Consider the following 21,921-nt stretch of genomic DNA (forward strand, 5'->3'; position numbering starts at 1 on the left):
TAGCTAAGCTAGCAAACGCCGCAGCGGCGTGGGAGAATCTACATTATGTCCAAGAAGACACGCCATATCCTGATGCTCTCGGGCGGGAAGGACAGTACCGCGCTTGCCATCTACATGCGTGACCGGGTGCCGGAAATGGAGTACGTCTTCTGCGACACGGACAAGGAACTGCCGGAAACTTACGAATACCTGTCGAAGATCGAGTACTTCCTAGGAAAGAAGATTGTCCGGCTGCGTGACGACCGAGGGTTCGATCACTGGCTGCAGGTGTACGGAGGCTATCTGCCCTCGTCGAACATGCGCTGGTGTACGCGGATGCTCAAGATCAAGCCGTTCGAGAAGTACGTGGGCGAAGACCAGGTTATGATGTACGTCGGCATCCGGGCCGACGAGGACCGCACAGCCTACGTCTCGACCAAGCCGAACATCAAGACTGTAATGCCGTTCAAGGAAGACGGCATAACTCTGGACGATGTCCATCGTATTCTGGAGGAGAGCGGCATAGGCCTGCCGACCTACTATGATTGGCGGACCCGTTCGGGCTGCTATTTTTGTTTCTTCCAGCGGCGGGTCGAATGGGTCGGTCTTCTCGAGCGGCACCCCGACCTGTTCGAGTTGGCTAAGCAGTACGAGAAGATCGATCCGGAGAGCGGCGAAAGGTACACTTGGAACCAAAAAGAGTCCCTTGCTGAGCTCTCCGATCCCGCCCGTGTGCAGGAGATCAAGGAACGACACCAAAAGGCTCTGGAAGCCAAGAAGAAGCGGCGCGTCAATCTGCCGTTGGTCGAGGTGTTTGACGAGGTGCTTGAAGAGGAGGACGACGACCAGCCTTGCTTCTTCTGTCACACCTGATCCAATTCGAAAGACCTGACACGAGCTAACACCGTTACATGCGGGGTGATTCAGGCAATGACCAAGGCCTGTGGGGGGTCTCGTGAGCAAGTTACAAGAAACGCTGGTTCGTCTCGGCGCCGAGCACCTCGCGCGAATGCTCGGTTCATCGACTGTCCAGCTACTTGAACTGCTCAACGAACGGAATCTTACAGCGTCACGGCTTGCCGAACTCATCATCCGGCAGATTGGACCTGAAGGTCTTCTCCTTGATGCCAGTAGACGGAACGACATCCTCCTTGCCCTCGCACGCCCCGATGCCGAGCGGTTGAGTCGCCTAATTCAGGTCGATGGCTCAGGCGACCCCTACGCTGCGATCACAGGGCTTCAGTTTCGTCGCGGGACCGCCCTCACGAACATCCTCTTCGGGTTCTTCGGATGTCAGCCCCCGAAGCCTGAGGCTGACGAAAAACTCCACCCGCCAGAAAAAGTGGTGGCGGGGCACTACCCCTTGTTTGACCACCAAAGGCGAGCGCGCCGGGAGGTCTACGAACTTCTTTGCGGGCAGCCCCCTCGCGTGCTTCTACACATGCCGACTGGTGCGGGCAAGACTCGGACCGCGATGAACGTCATCGCTTCCTTTTTCCGCGAGCGGCTCGAAGATGACGACGTAATCGTCTGGCTCGCCCATACGGAGGAACTCTGCGAGCAAGCGGGCGAGGAGTTCGAGCGCGCCTGGAAAGCCATTGGCGATAGGAGTGTCTCCCTGTTCCGCCACTTCGGTCCATACCGAGTCGATTTGGAGAGAGCGCGTGGCGGGCTGCTAATCGGCGGTCTTAGGCTCCTCTACCGCGACAGCCTCGCCCGCCAAACTCACTTCTTCGGTCTTTCACGACGCACCAGGCTCGTGGTCATGGATGAGGCTCACCAGGCGGTCGCGCCGACTTATCAGCACCTACTGAACATGCTGGCCCCGACGGATCGGAGCGCCATCCTTGGGCTGTCCGCCACGCCGGGACGCACTTGGCTTGACCCCGAGGAGGATCGAAAGCTCGCTGACTTCTTCGCGCGGCGGAAAGTGACGCTGCGAGTGGACGGGTACAGCAACCCGGTCGAATACCTTCAACAGGAAGGCTACCTCGCAAAGGTTGAGTACGTGCATTTACCATACGTCCCGGGCGACGACTTTCGCCTCTCGGCAGCCGAGTTGCGCGAACTCCAGGACGGCCTCGACCTCCCGGACTCGGTTCTGCACCGCCTCGCCGCAGATCACCAACGGAACTTCCTCATCCTCACTCGCGTCATGCAAGAGGCAGATCGTGGCTCGAAGATTCTCCTCTTCGCCTGCTCTGTCGAGCACGCCCACACGCTCGCTAATCTCCTGCTTACTAAGGGATATCGGGCGGCGGCTGTGACCGGGGCAACTCCACCGGACCGCCGACGTCAGTTGATCGCTCAGTACCGCGATGGCGAGGAAATTCAAATCCTGACGAACTACGGTGTGCTCACGATGGGGTTCGACGCCCCCCGGACGAACGTGGCAGTTATAGCCCGCCCGACTCGCTCCGTAGTTCTCTACAGCCAGATGGTCGGCCGTGCTGCGCGAGGGCCGAGAGCTGGCGGTAATCCTGTGTGCCGAGTCATCACTGTCATTGATCAGATTCCGGGGTTTCGGAGTATTGCGGAGGCGTTCAATTTCTGGGAAGACATCTGGAACGCATGAACAGCTATCGGAGGACACATGGCTCACGACATCATTCCTCAGCACCTGGCAATTAAGTCGATGCGTGCGTCGGGCTACCGCGACACAGCCCACGCGATTGCCGAGCTGATCGATAACAGCATCCAAGCGGGAGAGGGGCTGGAAATCCCGACCGTCGTGGAGGTTCTCTGCGTGGACCGGGTCGAACTCGTCCGGCAGCGGCAGCGGCGGCGCATTGACCGGATCGCGGTCTACGACAACGCGTCGGGTATGGACGCCGAGACGCTGCGCATGGCCCTGCAGTTCGGCAATGGCACGCACCTCGACCCCGCCATGCAAAACGGAATCGGCAAGTTCGGCATGGGGCTTCCCAACGCCTCGATCTCGCAGTGCCGCAAGGTCGAGGTCTGGACGTGGCAGGGCAAATCGTGCCTTTATAGCTTCCTCGATGTCGATCAGATCGAGAAGGGGAAGCTACGCGAGGTGCCGGAGCCGCGAGAAGAACCGATTCCGGAGTTCTGGATCGACCTCATCCAAGACAAGATCGGTCCGCACGGTACGCTCGTCGTCTGGTCCGAGCTCGACCGGGTGTCTTGGAAGAGCAGCAAGGCGCTCTTGGACAATGCCGAGTTCCTCGTCGGGCGGATGTACCGCTACTTCATCCACGACGGCAAAGCCACCATTCGACTCGCCGCGTTCGAGGAGAACGGCGGCGACCTGCAGATCTACGTCAATCGGCACGTACGCGCCAACGATCCCCTCTACCTCATGAAAGGCACAAGCGCTCCCGAGCCTTTCGACCAAGAACCCGCGTTCGACCTCGTGGGAGAAGACGCCATCGCCGTCAACTACCAAGGCAAAGACCACAAGGTGACCCTGCGCTTCTCGGTGGCGAAGCCGGTCGTGCGCCAGCCGCCGCACGGCGGCAGTTCCGCCATCGGCCGCCACGCTGTCAAGAATCAAGGCGTCTCCGTGGTCCGCGCCCTGCGTGAACTGGAGCTCAATACATCCTTCGACAACCGCTACGACCCCCGAGAACGCTGGTGGGGCGTGGAAGTCCTATTCGACCCGGAACTCGACGACGTGTTCGGCGTCACAAACAACAAGCAGGCGGCGACCGCGTTCATGCAGATGGACCTTGACGAGGACGCCAAGCACGAAAGTCTCACTCCAGGAGATTATCGGGAGCGGCTCGAGGAGGCGAACGACCCGCGGCTGGTGATGTACGAGATCTCGACAAAGATCCGCAGTATGCTTAACCGGGTCCTGCGCCCCCAAATCCAGCTCATGCGGGAAGGTGCCCGCAGGGGCGGCGAACGAACGCCGCCGCCTGGCTCTGCAGAGGAGATCGCGACGCGTGCGACCCTGCGGCGGCGCCAGGTCTACGGCGACAAGGGCCAGAGCGACCAGGCCGAGAAATTGCCCCAAGACCAGCGCGAGCAGGAACTCGAGAATGAACTCATCGCCGAAGGCGTGCCCGAGCAGCAGGCGAAAGAGATTGCTGTCGCCTACGTGCGGTCCAACATCAAGTTCCTGTTCCAGGAGGCAGAAATCCCGGGTCCGGCGATCTTCGACGTGAAGTCGAAAGCGGGGACGATCATCATCAATATCAACACGCGGCACCCGGCCAGCGAGCACCTGTTCGAGCTTCTGAAGCAGGAGAACGCCGAAGCCGAAACGCCGGCGCTGAAGGCCCTGAAGCTGCTTCTGAGCGCGTGGGCACGCCTCGAGGACGAAGCCGGCGACCAGCGGCGTCAGCAACTTGAGGACACCCGGCAGGACTGGGGCAGGCTGGCCCGCGATTTCCTGCAGGAAACGAATGAGTAACACGAGCGTCGAGCTGATAACCAACGACATCGGCTCCTCGCTGAGCCGACTGGTAGCGCAGGCAAGGGGCCACGTCACGCTCATCGCACCCTTCATTACTCAAGGTGCCTTGGAGCGTCTGGTCGCGGAGGCCGATCCGTCCATTCCGCTTTCCGTCTTCACCCGCTGGCGTCTTGACGAGATTGTGGCGGGCGTATCCGACCTCCGCGTCCTGGATACGGTGCGGGCGCGAGCTGGCTCCCGCCTTCTTTTGCACCCGCGTTTGCACGCGAAGGTTATCTTGATCGATGACTCCGTGGCAGTCTTGGGCTCGTCCAACATCACGGACAGTGCCTTGGCTTTCTGTGATCCTCGCAACGTCGAGATCATGGCAGCACTGCGACCGGTCCCGAACCAACTTTTCCTGTTCGCCCGCCGTCTCGAACGAACATCTGTTCCTGCCACGGATGAGTTACGCTGTCAGCTTGAAGACGCCGTCCGGACGGCCCCACTAATGTCGGCCTCCCCTGAGGTCGAGGTCGCCATCCCGAAACCAGTTGACGTTTCTCCGCTTTTCCCTTCTTTCCGTAGTCCCGACCGTCTTTATGAAGGATACCTGTCGGTGCGGACCTTCCACGACTTGGAGACGCGCGCAGCGATCCTCGATGACTTGGATGTTCTTTCCCTACCAGAAGGGCTCACCGAGAAGGAATTTGGAGAGAAAGTTGCAGCGGCCCTCTTGGCTCTGCCAGTCATCGCGGCGTTCGACAAGTTTGTTGCACGGCCCCGGTTCTTTGGCGAAATGGCCGAATGGCTTCGAAACAGGGAGGAGTTTGCCGGACAGGACGGTGAGCAGCGCCAGCGCTATCTGCAAGCGCTGATTCGCTGGTTAAGGCACTTCGTACCCACCAGATACCGATTGGAAGAGCCGGGGTATTCCGAGCTTTTCGGACGTGTCGATGGTTGGGAATGGTAGACTCTTTGTTTCGGGGTTGTTAGCTCGGCCAGTAACCGTTCACACCCTGGGGAGCAATGGGGGGGCCGGTTGGTGGGCGAGATGCTATTCGACAGCAGTGGTCAGGAAGGCGAAGGCGTTGCAGTGCTGCAGGCGGTAAGTGTCGATAACCGTCAGCATGGTCTCGACGAAGCGGCTGCCGCTGGCCCTTTGCGTCCCGAAGGAGAGCTTCCGCCAGATCACCGCATGACGCAACGACCGTTCGGCGGCCGTCACCTCGTCTTGGATCTTCACCGTCAGGGAGGCGGAGCACGGCTGCCTAAAGAGCGTGCCGAGGAACTCGGCCGTGCGGCGCTTGCTCTGGCGACAGTAGGCCATTCAGCAAGGCCACAAAGGCCATCCACCGCGGCCCCGATTGCCCTTGCGGCACGCCCGGAGGCAGTTCCGCACACGTCGTTTCGACACAGGCACGGCACGTCAGCCGATGCCGCCGATACTCGGTCACGATCGGCTCGGGCACCGCCGCGCAGCGGTGGTCGCGGGCAATTCCCACACCTGATGCCGCAGCAGCTTTGGATCGCTGCCCGAGAGCGGTGCGCCACAACGCCGACATTCGCTAGGCTTCAGTGGCTCCACGTGCTGCCAGTATTCCGTGGGAATCAGCGGCCTCTAGTGTTTTTCGTGGCTGGGCTACCCGCCACGTTTCTTCTTCCACTTGCGCCTGGGCGGATTAGGCTTGGCGTGGGGATGCCGCGTGCTGGGCAGCAGCGAGGAGTTTTGCCGCGTCTTGCCCTGCGCTTGCCCTTCCAACTCCTCGATCCGCGCGTCCAACTCGGCGATCCTCGCCAGCAACAGGCGAATGATGGCCTAGGCTTCTGGCGGCTGGCGGGCAATCACTTCTTCCGTGATAACCGGTTCTATGCTCAATGTTGTGGCAGAAAACCGGCCCTCAAGTCCAGATCACTTCTCTCGAAAAACGCCGCCGGGCCGTGAACAGTTACGAATGTTTCATGCGATTCTTGCGCTTGCCGCACCCACCGGCCCCCCCAGCAGGTAAGCAATTGTCAGCGGATGGAGAAGGGAGAACCGTTTGGGATTTCGGACGGGAGGATGGAGCTTGTCAATCTCCCCCACCTCTGGAGTTCACCGGAGTGTGGATCTTGACATTGGTGGGGAAAATAAAGCCTTCTATCCCTTGCACTATACTCTCTGAAAAAAGCAGTAACTTATTCCGCCATAAGAGGTCACGGCTACACTAGTCTAACGGGCAGAATAAACCCTAACCGGTTACGCACAATAAGTTACGCAACGACAACCACGCGGTTTTAAGAAAGTGCAGCCTTGAAGGTAAGAGGAATTCAGAAAGGGAGGCCCCACAATAGCTAGCGTTGGATTGCGGAAGGAAGTGCGTCGAATGGTATCTGCGTTCGCAGACCGGGTGGAACGATCGTTTTCCGCAAGTCACTCTTGACAATTCATTCGGAAGATGCTCACCGGGCTGGTCATCGGCGGTGCTAGGCATCTTACGAAGATGACTCGCTCTGCCGGGTCTGGCAGAATGAACTCGTGGCCAAATCATATGGGTCGAGTCTGAGAAGCCAAGATTACTCAGGCTGCCGGTTCGAGCAGACCGAACGTCCATGCGGGGGAGAATCGGCTCCGTAGCTATAGGGTAGCTATGCGAGCACCGACGGAGCGGTTAAAGGATGGCACCTATAAAGCACTCTCCGCGGCAGCGACCAGGCAATCAGCGAATACCCCCGTCCGCTACGGACCGGCTGGGGGACCTTGCCCGTGGCGTCCCACGCCCGCCAAGTCCGCGAAGAGACGCCACACAGCCGAGCAGCGTCGGCAGCGCGATGACTTGGCATTTCTCGCCACCAGGTGCGCAAAGCCGTGGAAGACGCCCGGCCGTATCTTGAACAGACCGGTTTGGAATTGGCCTAAAAAAGTCCAACAGATCGGCCGCACACGGCATACATAAGGAATGGAGCCAGCGGCTGAGCTCACGTGCGTGTTCGCCGGATCGATGGAAGTCGGCCTCCGCGAAGACGCCTTCTGGCTCGGCCGTGGTTTCCGCCTGCATCCGGGCAAGCGGAACTGCCTCATCCTGGATTTCGGCGGCAACGCCTTGCGGCACGGGCCGGTCGATCAGCTCAGGATACCCGACGCGCCCGGGCGCGGCTCCGGCCAAGCCCCGGCCAAGGAGTGTCCCGAGTGCCACGCAGTCATCGCCGCCGGCTACGCCACGTGCCCCGAGTGCGGCTACAAGTTTCCGCAGCCGGAACGCCACAAGCACGACGCCCGGGCCAGCAACGCCGGGGTGCTCTCAGGGCAGTTCACCGACACCGAATACGAGGTATTGGACATTCGCTACAGCGTCCACACCAAGCGAGACGCCCCGCCGGAGGCCCCCAAGACCATGCGGGTGGATTACCAGATCGGCATGTTCACCTGGCAAAGCGAGTTCATCTGCTTCGAGCACACCGGCTATGCCCGTCAGAAGGCCGAACAGTGGTGGCGCAAGCGTTCGCCAGACCCGATTCCGGACACGGCCGAGCGGGCCGTGGAGATCGCCGAGGCGGGCGGCGTGGCGTGGACACAGAAGATCGTGGTGCGCTCCATCGCCGGCGAGAAGTACAACCGCATCGTGGGCTACACCCTAGGCCCGATGCCGGAGCCCATAGCGGCAGGCATCCCCACCATCGAGTGTGACGATGTTCCCTTCTAACGTTTCGGAGTTGCCGAATGACCACCAAGGCACGATTGACCGGCTTGATCAGTGATTACTGCCTGAACTGTTCCGCTTTTGACCGGTGGGAGGTCGTGAACTGCAAGATCGCCGCCTGTCCGCTCCATCCCCTGCGACTCCACACTTCTGTGGCCCGCATCCAAAAAGCCAGCGTCCTGAAACGCATCAAGGCCAAGTGCCTCGACTGCGGCGGCGCGAGCCCCACCGAGGTCCAACTCTGCCCCGTCACGGACTGTGAGCTGTACCCCTTCCGGTTTGGCCGCGACCCGGCGCCGAACGAAAACCGCGCTGCGCAATGTCGCCGAGCAGCGCAGGCCCGACGCACACGCCAGGACCAGCAGAGCGAAACTGCCCCTGTGGCGCATGCTTCAGCCCCCGTGACCGCTCTCTGGCGCACGAAATCACGACCGATCGCGGCCGGGCCGGTATCTGATACCCCCCAGGCCGCAATCTCGCCCCAATGACGTTTTTTGCCTTGCCGTGCCTGTCTCTCTGGAAGGGTGAAGTCTGCCAGTACGGGAGGAAACGCCATGACTGTCGCCCTGGAATGCTTACCCTTGGAACGGGTGGATGACCACCCCGACAACCCGCGGCTGGCGTTTCGCCAGGACGTGATTGACGCCATCGCCGCGAATCTCAATGGCCAGTATCCACAGAAGCACGCCATCCACGTCCGGCCTGCGGGGGAGCGGTTTCAGATTGTTTCCGGCCACCATCGTATCCGTGCCGCAAGGCAAGCTGGGCTGAAAGAAGTCTGGGCCTGGGTGGAACCGCTGGATGACGAGCAAGCCCTGATGGAGCTGGTATTGTCCAACAACCAAGGGGAACTGTCGCCCCTGGAAATTGGGTTGCATGTGTTGAAGGCGGTGCCTCCGGGAATGGGGGGGCGAGGAGTTACTGGTGGGCTAAGCCAGTACGCCAGGAGAATCGGGAAGACGCATGGCTACATCGTACAACTCCGCGCTGCGGCAGAAGTGCTTCTTTCTATCGAAAAACCTGTTAGTCAACTAACAGGTTTTATGGACAAGGCCCAGCATCTAGCCGCCATCCACAGGCTGCCCCAAGACAGGTGGGCGGAATTCGTCGATTGGGTCGCCCAGGCCAACCCTACGGTGGCCGAGGTGGAAGAGCGTGTGGCCAAGGCTCTCCGTCCTGCCACAAGCCCACAACCCTTCCAAGACCTTGAACCAGAGGAACCATCCATAGTGCCGCACCGGGACACCCTCTGGGAGCCCAGTCTTCCGGAGCCCGAGGAGCCACGCCCTCTGCCCCACGTCGCCTACAACAGCGGCGACAGCGAGTGGTACACGCCGCGGGAGTTCATCGAGCGGGCGGTGGCCGTCATGGGCGGCATCGACCTGGACCCGGCTTCCACCCCTGTAGCCAACCAGGTCGTCCAGGCAGCAAAGTATTTCACTGCCGAAGAGGACGGGCTTGCGCACCCTTGGCAGGGCCGCGTGTTCCTCAACCCGCCCTACGCGCATCCGCTGGTGCAGCAGTTCGCCGACAAACTCGTCCAACACGTCCAACGGGGCGACGTGACACAGGCGGTGGTGCTGGTCAATAACGCCACGGAGACTCGCTGGTTCCAGGCGCTCTTGGCCGCCGCCCAAGCGGTCTGCTTCCCCGCCGGCCGGGTGCAGTTCTGGCGGCCTGATAGGGATTCGGCCAGCCCGCTACAAGGCCAAGCGGTGATCTACTGCGGCCCCCAGGTGGACCGGTTCCAGCAAGCCTTCGCGGACTTGGGGATGGTGTGCCATGTCGCCCAATGATCTGCCCCATGTACTGCACTGGGATTGCCAGAAGCAGGGATGCTTCAACCAGAAGAAGCGAGTCAAGTTTCGGCTCCTTTCCGATTGCCTCCCCGGCCGGATCGCCTTCACGGACATCGATGCCATTACGGAAATCAAAGGCAACCTGCTCCTGCTGGAATGGAAAGATCACACGGAACTCCCCAAGGGGCAGAGGATTCTATTCGAGCGTCTGACGCTGGGGTGTCCGGCCACTGTGCTGGTGATCGAAGGGGATGCCGAGCAAATGTCCGTCGTCAGCATTCGCACGGTGTGGCGAGGCGTGATTTGGCCACCAGAACCCGCGGACCTGAATCGCCTACGGCAAGAAATCCGAGCCTGGGTCCAGTGGGCCCTGGCCAATCCGGTGTTTCCGAGGATGCGCAGTCCAGCGCGAGGCAAGTAACACAGCCAGATGCGTAGATCTGTCTGCGGTTTTATCCACCGTGGACATGTTCCCTGATTTCATCGTGGCCAGGAGCCCGCATGAGCACTAAGCAGCATGAAGAACCCTACGTCAGCGTCGGCAGCCTGCCAGTAACCCGTTTCGCCACCGGGGCGGTGCGCGGCACCGACGCCGATGGCGAGCGGTGGGACTTGATCACGCCGATCGGCCTGCGGCGTCTGGCCCAGACCTGCGCCGAAGGTGCGGCCAAGTACGGCGAGCACAACTGGACCCGCGGCATCCCGGCCAGCGTGATGCTCAACCACGCCATCCGGCACATCTACCTGTACCTGGCCGGCGATGCGAGTGAAGACCACCTAGCCCACGCCGCCTGGAACATCCTGGGGGTGTGCCACTTCGAGGAGGCGCTGCCCGAGATGATCGACATTCCGGCGAGGAAACAGGGGGAGTAGTGCGATGTTCAGCACCTCTTGGAACGCACCGTCCCGCAACCTCACTTGTGGCCATTGGCAGACGGAAGCCGAGGCGGAGGAATACTTGGCGCAATTCCTAGAGCTATCCAAGCTCTTTGTTGTCTATCGCCAAGTCGTCGGTGAACCGTTGTGGAAACACCACTTCCAACCGTTCCACGGAGTCCGCGCCGACCTGCTGCTGCTACCTGATAGCAAGTTACTGGGGTGCGGTTGGCAGTATGGTGCCATCGTGCTCGAGGTCAAACGCTCTGGTGAAAAAATCGGCCCGGGGCTAAATCAGGCGATCGACTACACGAACACGGCTTTCTATATCGACGGCGGCGTGGCCGTCGTGCCGACCTTCGCTTTTCTCTTCCCTGTGCCCAAACAGGCGGAAGCCCTCGCCAGCATCATGGCGCACCAGCACCTCGGCAGTGCCTTCTTCGCCCATGGCGGCCTGCACCTGTACTGCGGCGAAAGTCGCATCCTGAGCCTCTTGGATGATGGCGAGATCCGTTTGGGCCGCGTGCACATGGGACGGCGATTGGGAGCCCGCTAGATGCTGCAGTTGCTGGAAAACCTGTTCAGCGAGGCGCTCGCACCCGAGCGGCGGATCGCCGTATTCACCACGCCGGGGCGGCAGACGCGGCTCTTCGCCGACTACCAGCAGTTGGCCGAATACGCTAGCCAGCAAAGCCGCACGCAGAACGTGTATTTCGGCCTTGGGCTGGTTGCCGGCTGCCCACAGGGGCGTGGGAAGCTAGCCGACATCGCCGGTATCGGTGGCTTGTGGTGCGACATCGACGTAGCAAGCGACGCTCACCCGAAGGCCAATCTGCCGACAAGCATCGACGAAGCCCGCGGCCTCCTGACCGAGATGCCACTGTCGCCCTCGGCCATCGTCCACAGCGGCCACGGCCTGCATGCCTATTGGCTGTTGCACGAGCCCTGGCTATTCGCCGATGACGCGCAGCGCCAGCAGGCCGCCACGCTGGCCAAGGGTTGGCACGGGCTGGTCTGCCGCAAGGCCGCCGCGCGAGGCTGGGCGTTGGAGAACCTCGGCGACTTGACCCGCGTGCTGCGGCTGCCGGGGACGCTCAACCACAACGGCACACACACGCCGGTCGAAGTGCGTATCCTGGAGTTCGAACCCAGCCGCCGTTACGCCCCCGACGATTTTGAAACCTACCTCCTCAGCGAGCCGGAACCTGCCACAGCGAGCGTGGGCGAACTGGTGATCAACCCGGGGGCCGAGCCGCCACAGGACAAGTTCGCGGAAGCCGCCCGCTTGAGCCCCCTGTTCAGGCAGACATGGAACCGGCAGCGGACGGATTTAGCCGACTCGTCCGCTAGCGGCTACGACCTGAGCCTGGCCACGCTGGCTGTGCTTCAGGGCTGGAGCGAGCAGGAGGTGGCCAATCTGTTGATCGCCTTCCGGCGCGAGCACGGCGAGAAGCCCGAAAAGGCGCTTCGGCCCGACTACCTGCGGCGCACCATCGCCAAGGCCAGACATGCCGGACCGAACGGCGAACCGGTAGACCTGTCAGGCATCATTGGCTCAAGCAACGCACTGCCCCCAGCCGAGCCCACGGCGCCCGACCCTGGCCCCATGCCGGAAGACCTCTTAGACGTGCCCGGCTTCATTCGGCAGGTGGTGGACTACACGCTGGCCGTCTCGCCCTATCCCCAGCCGGCCCTGGCGTTCGCCGCAGCGCTCGTGCTCCAGGCCTTCCTGGCCGGCCGCAAGGTACGCGACGCGGCCGACAACCGCACCAACCTCTATGTCCTAGCCCTGGCCAATAGCGGCGCAGGCAAGAACGAGCCCCGCAAAGTCAACCAGAGGATCTGCGTCGAGGCCGGGCTGCAGGACTGCCTGGGCGACGCCTTCGCCTCCGGGGAAGGCATCGAGGACCGCCTGTTCCTCACGCCCTCGGTCCTGTTCCAGACCGACGAGATCGACGGCCTGATGAATGCCATCAATCGGGCCATTGACGCCAGGTACGAGGGCATCATGAACGTGCTGCTGAAGATGTACACCTCCAGCAGCACCATCTATCCTTTGCGAGTCAAGGCCGGGGGACGCTCGCCAGGGGTAATCGACCAGCCGTCGCTGTGCATGCTCGGCACAGCCGTGCCCAAGTACTACTACGAGGCCCTAAGTGTTCGCATGCTCAACAACGGCTTCTTCGCCCGGCTGATCGTGCTGGAGGCGGGCAAGCGCGGCCGGGGCCAGACGCCGGTATCGCGCCCGATTCCCGAGACCATCCTCCGGACGGCGCGGTGGTGGTCCGACTTCCGTCCTGGTCAAGGCAATCTTGACGACTGGCACCCAATTCCGGTGTGCGTGGAGGCCACACCAGAAGCCGAGGCGGCGCTCGAAGAATTCCGCGCGCTGGCCGACGACCGCTACGCCGAGGCCGAGGACCGGGACGACCCGGCGGGCATGGCCATCTGGGCGAGGGCCTACGAGAAGGCCCGCAAGCTGGCGCTGGTCTACGCCGCCAGCGAGAACCACCTACACATGCGAATTAGTGAGCCTGGAGTGCGTTGGGCCTGCCGGTTCGTGGACTACCAGACACAGCGGATGCTCTTCATGGCCGGCCAGCACGTGGCCGAAGGCGAGTTCGACGCCCGCTGCAAGCGGATGCTGGAGGTGCTCACGATGTGGAAGCAGCGACGCGGAGACGCATGGATGCCACACTGGGAGATGTCTCGCAGGTTGAAGTGGAGCGATCGGGACATCGAGGAGGTCCGCAACGCGCTAGTGTAGTGTCTCACTCAGATGGGGCCTTATCCAGTGCGGCGCGGGCGCGACGGACTTTGGCGAGGATCGCCTCGGCCTTGGCCGTCCACGTGAAGCCCTTGGGATTGGCATTGTGATCGGCAATGTATTCATAGATCGCCCGTTCCAACTGCCGAACGCTCTTGAAGACGCCGCGGCGAATGCGGCGATCCGTGATGTCGCGAAACCAGCGTTCGACCAGATTCAGCCAGGAACTACTCGTCGGCGTGAAGTGGATGTGAAAGCGTTGGTGCCGTGCCAGCCACCGCTGCACCTTCGGATGCTTGTGCGTGGCGTAGTTGTCCACGATCAAATGCAAGTCGAGTTCGGGCGGCGTCTCCGCATCGATCTTCTTGAGAAACTTCAACCATTCCTGATGGCGATGTCGCGGCATGCACTCGGCGATGACCTTGCCTTCAGCCACCTCGATGGCCGCAAACAGCGTCGTCGTCCCGTGGCGTTTGTAGTCGTGCGTCAGCGTACCCAACCGGCCGGGATACAGCGGCAAACTTTTCTGCGTGCGATCGAGCGCCTGAATCTGGCTCTTCTCGTCGCAGGAGAGCACCAAGGCGTGTTCGGGCGGGTTGAGGTACAGGCCTACGAGGTCCACGACCTTTTCGACAAACCGCGGATCGTTGGAGACCTTGAAGGTCTTCACCAAGTGCGGCTTCAAGCCGTGGTCACGCCAAATGCGATGCACAGTCGCCTTGCTTACCCCCACGGCCTTCGCCATCGAGCGGGTCGACCAGTGCGTGGCGTTGGCGGGCTTCTCCTGCGTCGTCTTGCGGAGGATCTCCGCCTCCTTGGCGGCGCGGACCTTCGGTCTGCGACCGCCGCGCGGCTTGTCCTTGTCGAGGCCCGCCAGACCCGCCTCCAGGAAGCGGGTCCGCCACGTTCCCACCGTGCGACGCGTGCAGCCGAGTTCGGCGGCAATCTCGTCGTTACGCTTGCCCGCCGCCGCGGCCAGGACGATCTTGGCACGCAACACCACGCGTGCCGGCGTGCTCCGACCCCGCGACCATTTCGTCAGCGTCGTTCGTTCCGCGTCACTCAACTCGATGGCTTTCGCAACTCGCATGGCGTCATCCTCCTCGGTCTGAGAGTGAGACGCCGGCGGCCATGGATAAGTTCCCTCAATTACAAGACACTACACTAGCACCAATCAAGTGCAGCCTGATGATCTTGCGAAGACGCAGGTCGCAGCGGCTGACAACCATGCCGGGCCCGAGCCCGAAGTTCCAGACGCCAAGCCCCGAGCGGCTGACGACCAGGCCGCCGAGGCCGCCCGTGTGCTGGCCATCCGCCAGGTCTGTGCCGGCCGGCACCCGGAGATCGAGGCCCAGGCGATCCAGGAGAAGTGGGACATCAGTCGCACAGCGCTGGCGGTCCTGCGGGAAGAGCGGCCCAAGGCCCCGGCCGTGCAGGTCCGCAGCCCGGAGGTGGTCACCGGCCGGCTGCTGGAGGCCGCCTGCATGCTCACGGCCAAGGCCGTGGGCGTGGAAGAGCTCTTCGACGAGCCCACCCTGGAAGCAGCCGGCCGCCGGTTCCGCGGCGGCATCGGCCTCCAGGAGCTGCTGTTGGAAGCCGCCTGGGCCAACGGCTACACGGGCCGCAGCTTCCGCGACAGTCGCGCCGTGCTGCGCTTCGCCTTTCGGCCGGAGCTGGAGGCCGGGTTCTCGACCATCGACATCGGCGGCATCCTCTCCAACGTGGCCAACAAGTTCCTCTTGGACGGCTTCTTCTCCGTCGAGCGGACCTGGCGGAACATCTGCGCGGTGCGGAACGTCTCGGACTTCAAGACGGTGACCAGCTACCGGCTCATCGGCACGGAGCAGTACGAGCAGGTCGCCCCGGGCGGGGCGTGGAGAGCACTGAGGAACTTCTCATGGCTCAGCAGGCTGCTCGCCCGGATTTGCTTCAGGCGCGCATTCAACTGAACGAAGTCCAGATTCTTGCGCAAAACGCCAGATATGAGTACGAGGCGGCGTGGAAGCAGTTGGCGAATGTCCTTGGACAGCCCCATCTCCCACCGACGACCCTCGCTGGCAAGCTCGACGAGGAGGTATCCTTCCACGATCCTGAGGCGATGCTCGCAGACCTATTGGCAGCTAGTCCCGAGATCCAGGCTGCCCGTGCGAGAGTGGCCCGCGCTCGCGCTCAAATCCGCCGGCAGGAAGTGCAGCCTATTCCGAATGTCCTGGCACAGGTTGGAGTGGCCCACGACAACGCGAGTGGCGACGAAATTGCCAGTGTCCAATTGGGCGTCCCGCTTCCCGTTTTTAACCGGAACCAGGGCAACATCCAGCTTGCGGCTGCCGAGTACCGTCGCGCTATGAACGATGTGCAACGGCTCGAACTGGCGCTACGGTCGCGTTTGGCTGCCGCGCTCCGCGATTTCCAGAAGGCGAGGAACCAAGTCGTGCGCTACCGTGACGAGATTTTGCCCACAGCCGAGGAGAACCTCAGCCTGACCGAGGAAGGATATCGACAAGGGGAATTCGATTTGCTCCGCGTCTTGACCGCCCGCCGGAGTTACTTCGAGACGAACCTCGCCTATGTGAACTCACTGGTTTCGCTTCGGCAGGCCGATGTTGCGATTACTGGACTGTTGCTCACAGGCGGTTTGGATGATGTCCCGGATGCCGGGGGCGGAAACCTGCAAGGGGTGGGGCTTCGCGACGAGGCTCTCTCTGGACAGTAGCGCGACGCGCGGAATTCGTCTGGACGATTTGCTCCCGGCCTGCCGATAGCCAGGCTTCAGGCGAAAATTTCGGGTTCTTCGGCAGATACGACTCAAGACGCCTCGCTCAACCTGCCGATGCGGAAATGGAATAGGCCGGTGCGTTCGCCGCAGACGGATCGGCTGTCGGCGAGACCGACAGGCTGGCTGAGAACGACTGCTGCCCTTGCCCCGACACGCTGATTTCGCTATTATCAAAATGGTCGAGAGTATCCGGTGAGGAGATCGTCTCCCGAGCAAGGATTTCATGTTTCGCAACGCCATCTGCTCCTTCATCGCCCTTCGCGTGCTGCTTTGCCCGCTCTTCTGCATGGGCGATGCAGACGTTGCGCATGCACTTCCCCAGATGACGGGATGTTCGTGTGGGGCATCGGAGCCGGCGTGTCCCCCATGCGGGCAGCGGCCATCTGAGGATCGTGAGCGGCGGGAACCGGCCGACGAACCATGCGCAAATGGTTGCGTCTGTCAGATCCTCGTCGAAAAGCCGGGCAAGGCATTCTCGATTGATTCGCACCTCTGGCAGGCTCTGCCGCTGCCGTCAATCGAGGTCGGGGCGTCCCTCGCCCCAATCGCTGTGGCGCAACTGACGAAGTATCACCTTCGTCCGGATCTTCTGTCCGGCATGGCGATCCGTCTCGCGTTCGCCTCTTTGCTGCTTTAAGCCTTCCTGCTGCGCCATTGGTCAGGCGAGCTCCTGCGGCCATTTGTGCCGTGGTAGAGCCGACGCTTCGGCGACCTCATGACCAGTTGGCTCCACTTCGTCTGCGTCCCTCGTGGCCTGACGTTTTGCTACGCCTCACCTGGCGTAGCGGCAGATTCAAGGTTTCCCGCTTAAAGGAAGGAATTGTCATGAGTCAAACCGTTATTGGCAGAGCGCCGCACGGCCCTGCGGTGACCGCCCGTGATCGCGAACAACGAGCGCCAGCCGACAAGCGATTTCTCCGTCCATTGGCTTGGTTGCTCTCAAGTCTTCCGGCGCTGTTGGTTTTCGCAGCGTTCGGAGGGCTGTTCTATTACGGCCATCACTTCGACTGGAAACTGCCGAAGTTCTCAGCGCTGACGGGCGCCGCACCCTCGGAACGGGCGGACTGGTGTGAAGAGCACGGCGTTCCCGAATCGCAGTGCGTCGAGTGCAACCCCGACCTCCTGCCGAAGGGGCCGGATTACGGCTGGTGCCCGGAGCACGGCGTACACAACTGCGTGCTGCATCACCCCGACGTGGCGCAGCTCAAGGAAACACCGGTCGTTTCGGAGGCGGACCTGGAGCGGGCGGCACGCGCCTTGGCCCTGCGGAGCCGGCCGGAGAACAACGCCGTCTGCAAAGTCTACCAACGCCGAATCCAGTTTGCGTCGATCGAGTCCGTCAAACAAGCCGGAGTCGATGTCGAACTGGTCGAGCGGCAGCCCCTTAGTGAATGGGTCGCGGGCAACGGCGAGATCACCTACGACGCAACGCGGCTTGCCAGCCTGTCTTCCCGTGTGCCGGGCACGACTTTCCGCGTGCTGAAGAGCATCGGCGACTCCGTTCGTGAAGGAGACGTTCTGGCCATTGTGGACGCGATGGAAGTGGGTCGCGCAAAGAGCGACCTGGTGAAAGCATTGGTGGCGGAAGACCTCGCACGTCAGACGCTTGATCGGCTCAAGGGGTTGACCAGCGGAGTCGTTCCCGGACGGCAGATTCTCGAAGCGGAGACCGCATTTGCACAGGCGGAAGCCGAGGTGCTCAGCGCCCAGCAGTCCCTTGCTAACTTGGGTCTGCCCATCAATGTCTCAGAGTTGAGGGGTCGTGCCAATGACGCGATCGTGGATCGCTTGCGGTTTCTCGGCCTGCCGGAGGATCTGGTCTCTCAATTCGCCCCCCAAACGACGACCGCCAACCTGATCCCGATTCGGAGTCCGCTCGACGGTGTGATTGTGGACCGACAGGTGGTCGCGGGGGAGGTTGTTGATCCGACGCGAACCCTCTTCCAGGTCGCTGACCCCAGCCAGATGTGGCTGACGCTCAACATTCCCCTTGAAGAAGCACGCTTCCTCTCGGTCGGGCAGCCCGTTCGGTTCCGGCCTGACGGCAGTCCGAATGAAGTGACCGGCAAGTTGACTTGGATCAGCACGGCGGCGGACAAGCAGACGCGGATGGTGAAGGTTCGCGCCGAACTGCCAAACCCGGACGGACAACTCCGCGACGAAACCTTCGGGACCGGCCGGGTCGTCTTGCGGGAGGAACAGGAGGCGATTGTCGTCCCCAAGGAGGCTATCCACTGGGAAGGCTGTTGCCATGTGGTGTTCGTCCGCGACAAGGGTTACTTCGACAGCCCGGAGAGTCCCAAGGTGTTCCACGTGCGCTCCGTTCGTATGGGGGCGAAGAACGGTAAGTCCACCGAAATCATCGCCGGTGTTTTGCCCGGAGAGGTGGTGGTGACGAAAGGGAGCGATGTGCTGCGAGCGCAGCTTCTCAAGAACAATCTCGGCGAAGGCTGCGCCTGCGTGGCGGAATAGGAGGCACGGATGCTTAACTGGCTGATCGATTTTTCCCTGCGCCACCGGGCGCTGGTCATCCTGGGAGCGCTGCTGCTGGGCGGCGTCGGTGTTGTCTCCCTGCGACAACTGGACATCGACGCCTTCCCGGACACCACGCCGGTCCAAATTCAGATCAACACCGTCGCCCCGGCCCTTTCGCCCGAGGAGGTCGAGCGGCAGATCACCTTTCCGGTTGAGCAGGCGATCAGCGGCCTGCCCGGCCTGGAAGACTTGCGCTCGATCTCCAAGTTCGGTCTCTCCCAGGTGGTGGTGATCTTCGAGGACGGGGTGGACATCTATTTCGCCCGGCAGCTTATCAACGAGCGACTCAGCACGGTCGAACTGCCCGAAGGCATCCAGCGCCCGCAGATGGGACCGGTCTCGACGGGCCTGGGCGAGGTCTTTCATTATGTTTTGGTGTACGAAGGCGTCGATTTCACCAGGGTCTCAGACGAAGAGCGTGTCCGGCGGCTCACCGAACTGCGAACTCTTCACGATTGGGTCGTCAAGCCGCAGCTTCGCTCCGTCCGTGGCGTGGCCGAGGTCAACAGTTGGGGGGGCTACGAAAAGCAATATCAAGTCCGCCTTGACCCCGACCGGCTGATTAAGCACGGCCTGACGTTCGATCAGGTCGCCGAGGCCATCAAACAAAACAATCAGAACGTCGGCGGCGGCACGATTACCGACGGCAGCCAGATGCTGCTCGTCCACGGCGTGGGCCGCACGGTCAACATGGAGCAGATCGAGAACATCGTGATTAGCTCCCAGGACGGTGTGCCGATCCGGGTTCACGATGTGGCGGACGTGCAAATCGGACACGAAATCCGCCGTGGCGCGGTGACGGCCAACGGTCAGGGTGAGGCAGTGCTTGGTCTCGGCTTCATGCTCATGGGCGAGAACAGCCACGAAGTCACCTGGGCGCTCAAGAATAAACTGGAGGAGATCAAGGAAACTCTGCCGCCTGGCGTCGCGATCCAGACCGTCTACGACCGGACCGAACTGGTGGACCACGTCATCCACACAGTTCAGAAGAACCTGTTCGAGGGGGGACTGCTGGTCATCGCGGTCCTGTTCATCTTCCTTGGGAACTTACGGGCCGGGCTGATCGTCGCCTTGGCGATTCCGCTATCAATGCTATTCGCCTTTTCCGGGATGTGGCGGTTCGGCATCGCCGCAAGCCTGCTAAGCCTGGGAGCCATCGACTTCGGCCTCGTCGTCGATAGTTCCGTCGTGATGATCGAGAACTGCGTGCGGCACCTGGCCCACGGACAGAATGGACGCAGCCGGCTCCAGATCATCCGGGATGCGGCCGTCGAGGTTCGCAAGCCGACGATGTTCGGCGAATTGATCATCATGATCGTGTACTTGCCGATCCTCACGCTCGAAGGGGTTGAAGGAAAGCTGTTCCGGCCGATGGCGCTGACTGTGATCATGGCCCTGGCGGGATCGATGGTCCTCTCGCTGACCCTGATGCCCGTTCTCGCGAGTCTGGTTCTTCCAAAACGGCTGGAAGAGAAAGAGCCGCTGCTCATCCGAATTCTGAAGCGGCTCTACGCCCCGGTCTTGCGGTTCACCATGCATCACAAGCTCGCGGTGATCGGCTTCGCTCTGTGTCTGCTGATCGTGTCCTTGGGGATGATCGCCCCGAACTTGGGAACCGAGTTCGTGCCGCGGCTCTCGGAAGGGGCAATTGTCGTCAATGTCGTGCGGCTGGCGGGAACCGACTTGGAAGAGTCGATGCGCTACAACACGCAGATGGAAAAGGTGCTGCTGGAAAAGTTCCCTGATGAGATCGCGCAGGTCTGGAGCCGGATCGGCACGGCGGAGGTGGCAACCGACCCGATGGGGACCGAATTGACCGATCTGTTCATCACGCTCCGGCCCCGCGAGGAATGGAAACAGGCCGAGACGCAGGAAGAACTCACGGTCCTGATTCAGGAGGAACTCCGCGACCTGCCCGGCCCCCGGCTGGCCATGACGCAGCCGATCGAGATGCGGATGAACGAGATGATTTCCGGCGTCCGTTCGGACGTGGCCGCGATTCTCTACGGCGATGATCTCGACCTGATGGTCGCCAAGGCGGCCGAGATCGAACGGGTACTGAAGTCGATCGACGGGGCCGCCGACGTGAAGGTCGAGCAGGTCACAGGACAGCCGGTGCTGCAAATCCACATTAAGCAGGACGAGATCGCCCGCTACGGCATCCCTGCCAAGACCGTGCTCGACCTGGTGCAGTCGCTCGGCAGTAAACATGTCGGTGAGGTCTATGAGGGCCAGTTGCGGTTCCCGCTCATCATCCGCCTTCCCGAACAGGCGCGGGCCGACCCGGAGGCGATCAAGTCGATCCTGGTTGCCACGCCGTCGGGAGAACGTATCCCGCTCTCGCGGTTGGCGACCGTGGAGACGGTGGAAGGACCTAATACTATCAAGCGGGAATGGTATCAGCGGCGGATCACGATTGAAGCAAACGTCCGCGGGCGGGATATGGGCAGCTTCGTCGCCGAGGCCCAGCGGAAGGTTGATGAGCAGGTGCAACTGCCTCCGGGCCGCTACCGCGTCGAGTGGGGCGGACAGTTTGAGAACCTTCAGCGGGCGCAGACCCGGCTAATGATTGTCGTGCCGGTCGCCCTGCTGATGATCTTCGTGTTGCTGTACATGACCTATCGGAACATGATCGACTCGCTACGCGTCTTCACGGGCGTGCCGTTCGCCTGGATCGGCGGGATCGTGGCACTCTGGATGCGGGACATGCCGTTCTCGATTTCAGCGGCGGTCGGCTTCATTGCGCTTTCCGGAGTGGCCGTGCTGGACGACATGCTCCTGGTTTCCACAATCCGGCAACTCCGGCGACGAGGGCGGTCGCTCGACGAAGCGGTCGAGGAGGCGGCGATGACGCGGCTTCGCCCCATCCTGATGACGACGCTCGTGGCCAGTCTGGGGTTTGTGCCAATGGCCTTCAGCACAGGCATGGGGGCGGAGGTGCAGCGGCCCCTGGCGACAGTGGTCATCGGCGGCGTGTGCAGCGCGATGATCATGAGCCTGCTCGTGCTCCGCGTGCTGTATGTGATTTTCAATCTTCCCACCAAAGGAAGGGATGACCATGACCACGAGGAGGATACCGAGCCTGTTGAACCTGCCGAACCCGGCGCGCGGCGCGTGCCTGAGCCGGTTTCGGTGTGACCTTGAGA

Annotated in this window: 20 protein-coding genes; 15 read left to right on the forward strand and 5 right to left on the reverse strand. The window is 61.9% G+C overall.

Annotated features, from left to right (window positions below; all coding sequences use genetic code 11):
- The first annotated feature begins 45 nt into the window (after nucleotides 1–45).
- From ACZ5B4_RS04990 to ACZ5B4_RS05005, 4 genes are all read left to right on the forward strand, one after another.
- On the forward strand, nucleotides 46–852 hold the full coding sequence (locus ACZ5B4_RS04990; RefSeq protein WP_464913333.1) for a phosphoadenosine phosphosulfate reductase family protein: 807 nt from the start codon (nucleotides 46–48) through the stop codon (nucleotides 850–852).
- Between the two features lie 82 nt (nucleotides 853–934).
- Complete coding sequence (locus tag ACZ5B4_RS04995) at nucleotides 935–2,554, forward strand: DEAD/DEAH box helicase (protein ID WP_464913334.1); 1,620 nt, start codon at nucleotides 935–937, stop codon at nucleotides 2,552–2,554.
- An 18-nt stretch (nucleotides 2,555–2,572) separates the two neighbouring features.
- Nucleotides 2,573–4,360, forward strand: a complete 1,788-nt coding sequence (locus ACZ5B4_RS05000) for an ATP-binding protein (protein ID WP_464913335.1) — start codon at nucleotides 2,573–2,575, stop codon at nucleotides 4,358–4,360.
- A complete protein-coding gene (locus ACZ5B4_RS05005; RefSeq protein ID WP_464913336.1) occupies nucleotides 4,353–5,315 on the forward strand; it encodes a phospholipase D family protein in 963 nt (320 codons plus the stop codon). Before ACZ5B4_RS05000 ends, ACZ5B4_RS05005 begins: the two co-directional genes overlap by 8 nt.
- Before the next feature lie 84 nt (nucleotides 5,316–5,399).
- Here ACZ5B4_RS05005 and ACZ5B4_RS05010 read toward each other — a convergent pair whose 3' ends face one another.
- The gene (locus ACZ5B4_RS05010; RefSeq protein ID WP_464914048.1) at nucleotides 5,400–5,672 is read right to left on the reverse strand and encodes a hypothetical protein; all 273 of its coding nucleotides are present in this window, start codon (nucleotides 5,670–5,672) and stop codon (nucleotides 5,400–5,402) included.
- A 1,298-nt stretch (nucleotides 5,673–6,970) separates the two neighbouring features.
- Nucleotides 6,971–7,165 (reverse strand): MerR family transcriptional regulator, encoded by a 195-nt coding sequence (locus tag ACZ5B4_RS05015; RefSeq protein WP_464913337.1) that lies wholly within the window; start codon nucleotides 7,163–7,165, stop codon nucleotides 6,971–6,973.
- 143 nt (nucleotides 7,166–7,308) lie between these two features.
- Between ACZ5B4_RS05015 and ACZ5B4_RS05020 the strand changes: the two genes are divergently transcribed.
- The 7 genes from ACZ5B4_RS05020 to ACZ5B4_RS05050 all read left to right on the forward strand — a co-directional run bounded on the left by ACZ5B4_RS05020 (nucleotide 7,309) and on the right by ACZ5B4_RS05050 (nucleotide 13,464).
- On the forward strand, nucleotides 7,309–8,025 hold the full coding sequence (locus tag ACZ5B4_RS05020; RefSeq protein ID WP_464913338.1) for a hypothetical protein: 717 nt from the start codon (nucleotides 7,309–7,311) through the stop codon (nucleotides 8,023–8,025).
- 17 nt (nucleotides 8,026–8,042) lie between these two features.
- Entirely contained in the window at nucleotides 8,043–8,510 is a 468-nt protein-coding gene (locus tag ACZ5B4_RS05025; protein ID WP_464913339.1) for a hypothetical protein, read from the forward strand.
- 36 nt (nucleotides 8,511–8,546) lie between these two features.
- Nucleotides 8,547–9,818, forward strand: coding sequence for a DNA N-6-adenine-methyltransferase (locus tag ACZ5B4_RS05030; RefSeq protein WP_464913340.1), 1,272 nt, complete (start codon nucleotides 8,547–8,549; stop codon nucleotides 9,816–9,818).
- Nucleotides 9,805–10,242, forward strand: coding sequence for a hypothetical protein (locus tag ACZ5B4_RS05035; RefSeq protein ID WP_464913341.1), 438 nt, complete (start codon nucleotides 9,805–9,807; stop codon nucleotides 10,240–10,242). Before ACZ5B4_RS05030 ends, ACZ5B4_RS05035 begins: the two co-directional genes overlap by 14 nt.
- Before the next feature lie 80 nt (nucleotides 10,243–10,322).
- Entirely contained in the window at nucleotides 10,323–10,694 is a 372-nt protein-coding gene (locus tag ACZ5B4_RS05040; protein ID WP_464913342.1) for a dATP/dGTP diphosphohydrolase domain-containing protein, read from the forward strand.
- 4 nt (nucleotides 10,695–10,698) lie between these two features.
- Complete coding sequence (locus ACZ5B4_RS05045; RefSeq protein ID WP_464913343.1) at nucleotides 10,699–11,253, forward strand: hypothetical protein; 555 nt, start codon at nucleotides 10,699–10,701, stop codon at nucleotides 11,251–11,253.
- Complete coding sequence (locus ACZ5B4_RS05050; protein WP_464913344.1) at nucleotides 11,254–13,464, forward strand: YfjI family protein; 2,211 nt, start codon at nucleotides 11,254–11,256, stop codon at nucleotides 13,462–13,464. It abuts the gene before it with no gap.
- Nucleotides 13,465–13,468: 4 nt separating this feature from the next.
- Here ACZ5B4_RS05050 and ACZ5B4_RS05055 read toward each other — a convergent pair whose 3' ends face one another.
- Nucleotides 13,469–14,554 carry an IS630 family transposase gene (locus ACZ5B4_RS05055; RefSeq protein WP_464911496.1) on the reverse strand — a complete coding sequence of 362 codons (1,086 nt, stop codon included), beginning with the start codon at nucleotides 14,552–14,554 and terminating at the stop codon, nucleotides 13,469–13,471.
- A gap of 211 nt (nucleotides 14,555–14,765) precedes the next feature.
- Between ACZ5B4_RS05055 and ACZ5B4_RS05060 the strand changes: the two genes are divergently transcribed.
- Both ACZ5B4_RS05060 and ACZ5B4_RS05065 read left to right on the forward strand, forming a co-directional pair.
- Nucleotides 14,766–15,413, forward strand: a complete 648-nt coding sequence (locus ACZ5B4_RS05060) for a hypothetical protein (RefSeq protein ID WP_464913345.1) — start codon at nucleotides 14,766–14,768, stop codon at nucleotides 15,411–15,413.
- A complete protein-coding gene (locus ACZ5B4_RS05065) occupies nucleotides 15,362–16,177 on the forward strand; it encodes a TolC family protein (RefSeq protein ID WP_464913346.1) in 816 nt (271 codons plus the stop codon). The genes ACZ5B4_RS05060 and ACZ5B4_RS05065 overlap by 52 nt, the downstream gene beginning before the upstream one ends.
- Before the next feature lie 106 nt (nucleotides 16,178–16,283).
- Here the strand turns inward: ACZ5B4_RS05065 and ACZ5B4_RS05070 are convergent, their stop codons facing one another.
- Both ACZ5B4_RS05070 and ACZ5B4_RS05075 read right to left on the reverse strand, forming a co-directional pair.
- The gene (locus tag ACZ5B4_RS05070) at nucleotides 16,284–16,550 is read right to left on the reverse strand and encodes a hypothetical protein (RefSeq protein ID WP_464913347.1); all 267 of its coding nucleotides are present in this window, start codon (nucleotides 16,548–16,550) and stop codon (nucleotides 16,284–16,286) included.
- A 204-nt stretch (nucleotides 16,551–16,754) separates the two neighbouring features.
- Entirely contained in the window at nucleotides 16,755–16,895 is a 141-nt protein-coding gene (locus tag ACZ5B4_RS05075) for a hypothetical protein (protein WP_464913348.1), read from the reverse strand.
- Between the two features lie 170 nt (nucleotides 16,896–17,065).
- On the opposite strand from ACZ5B4_RS05075, the gene ACZ5B4_RS05080 reads away from it, so the two are divergent.
- Together ACZ5B4_RS05080 and ACZ5B4_RS05085 are read left to right on the forward strand one after the other, a co-directional pair.
- Nucleotides 17,066–18,712: an efflux RND transporter periplasmic adaptor subunit gene (locus tag ACZ5B4_RS05080; RefSeq protein ID WP_464913349.1), complete on the forward strand. Its 1,647-nt coding sequence runs from the start codon at nucleotides 17,066–17,068 to the stop codon at nucleotides 18,710–18,712.
- Between the two features lie 9 nt (nucleotides 18,713–18,721).
- Nucleotides 18,722–21,913 carry an efflux RND transporter permease subunit gene (locus tag ACZ5B4_RS05085; protein ID WP_464913350.1) on the forward strand — a complete coding sequence of 1,064 codons (3,192 nt, stop codon included), beginning with the start codon at nucleotides 18,722–18,724 and terminating at the stop codon, nucleotides 21,911–21,913.
- The last annotated feature ends 8 nt before the right edge of the window (nucleotides 21,914–21,921 follow it).

Source organism: Thermogutta hypogea, from assembly GCF_055386265.1.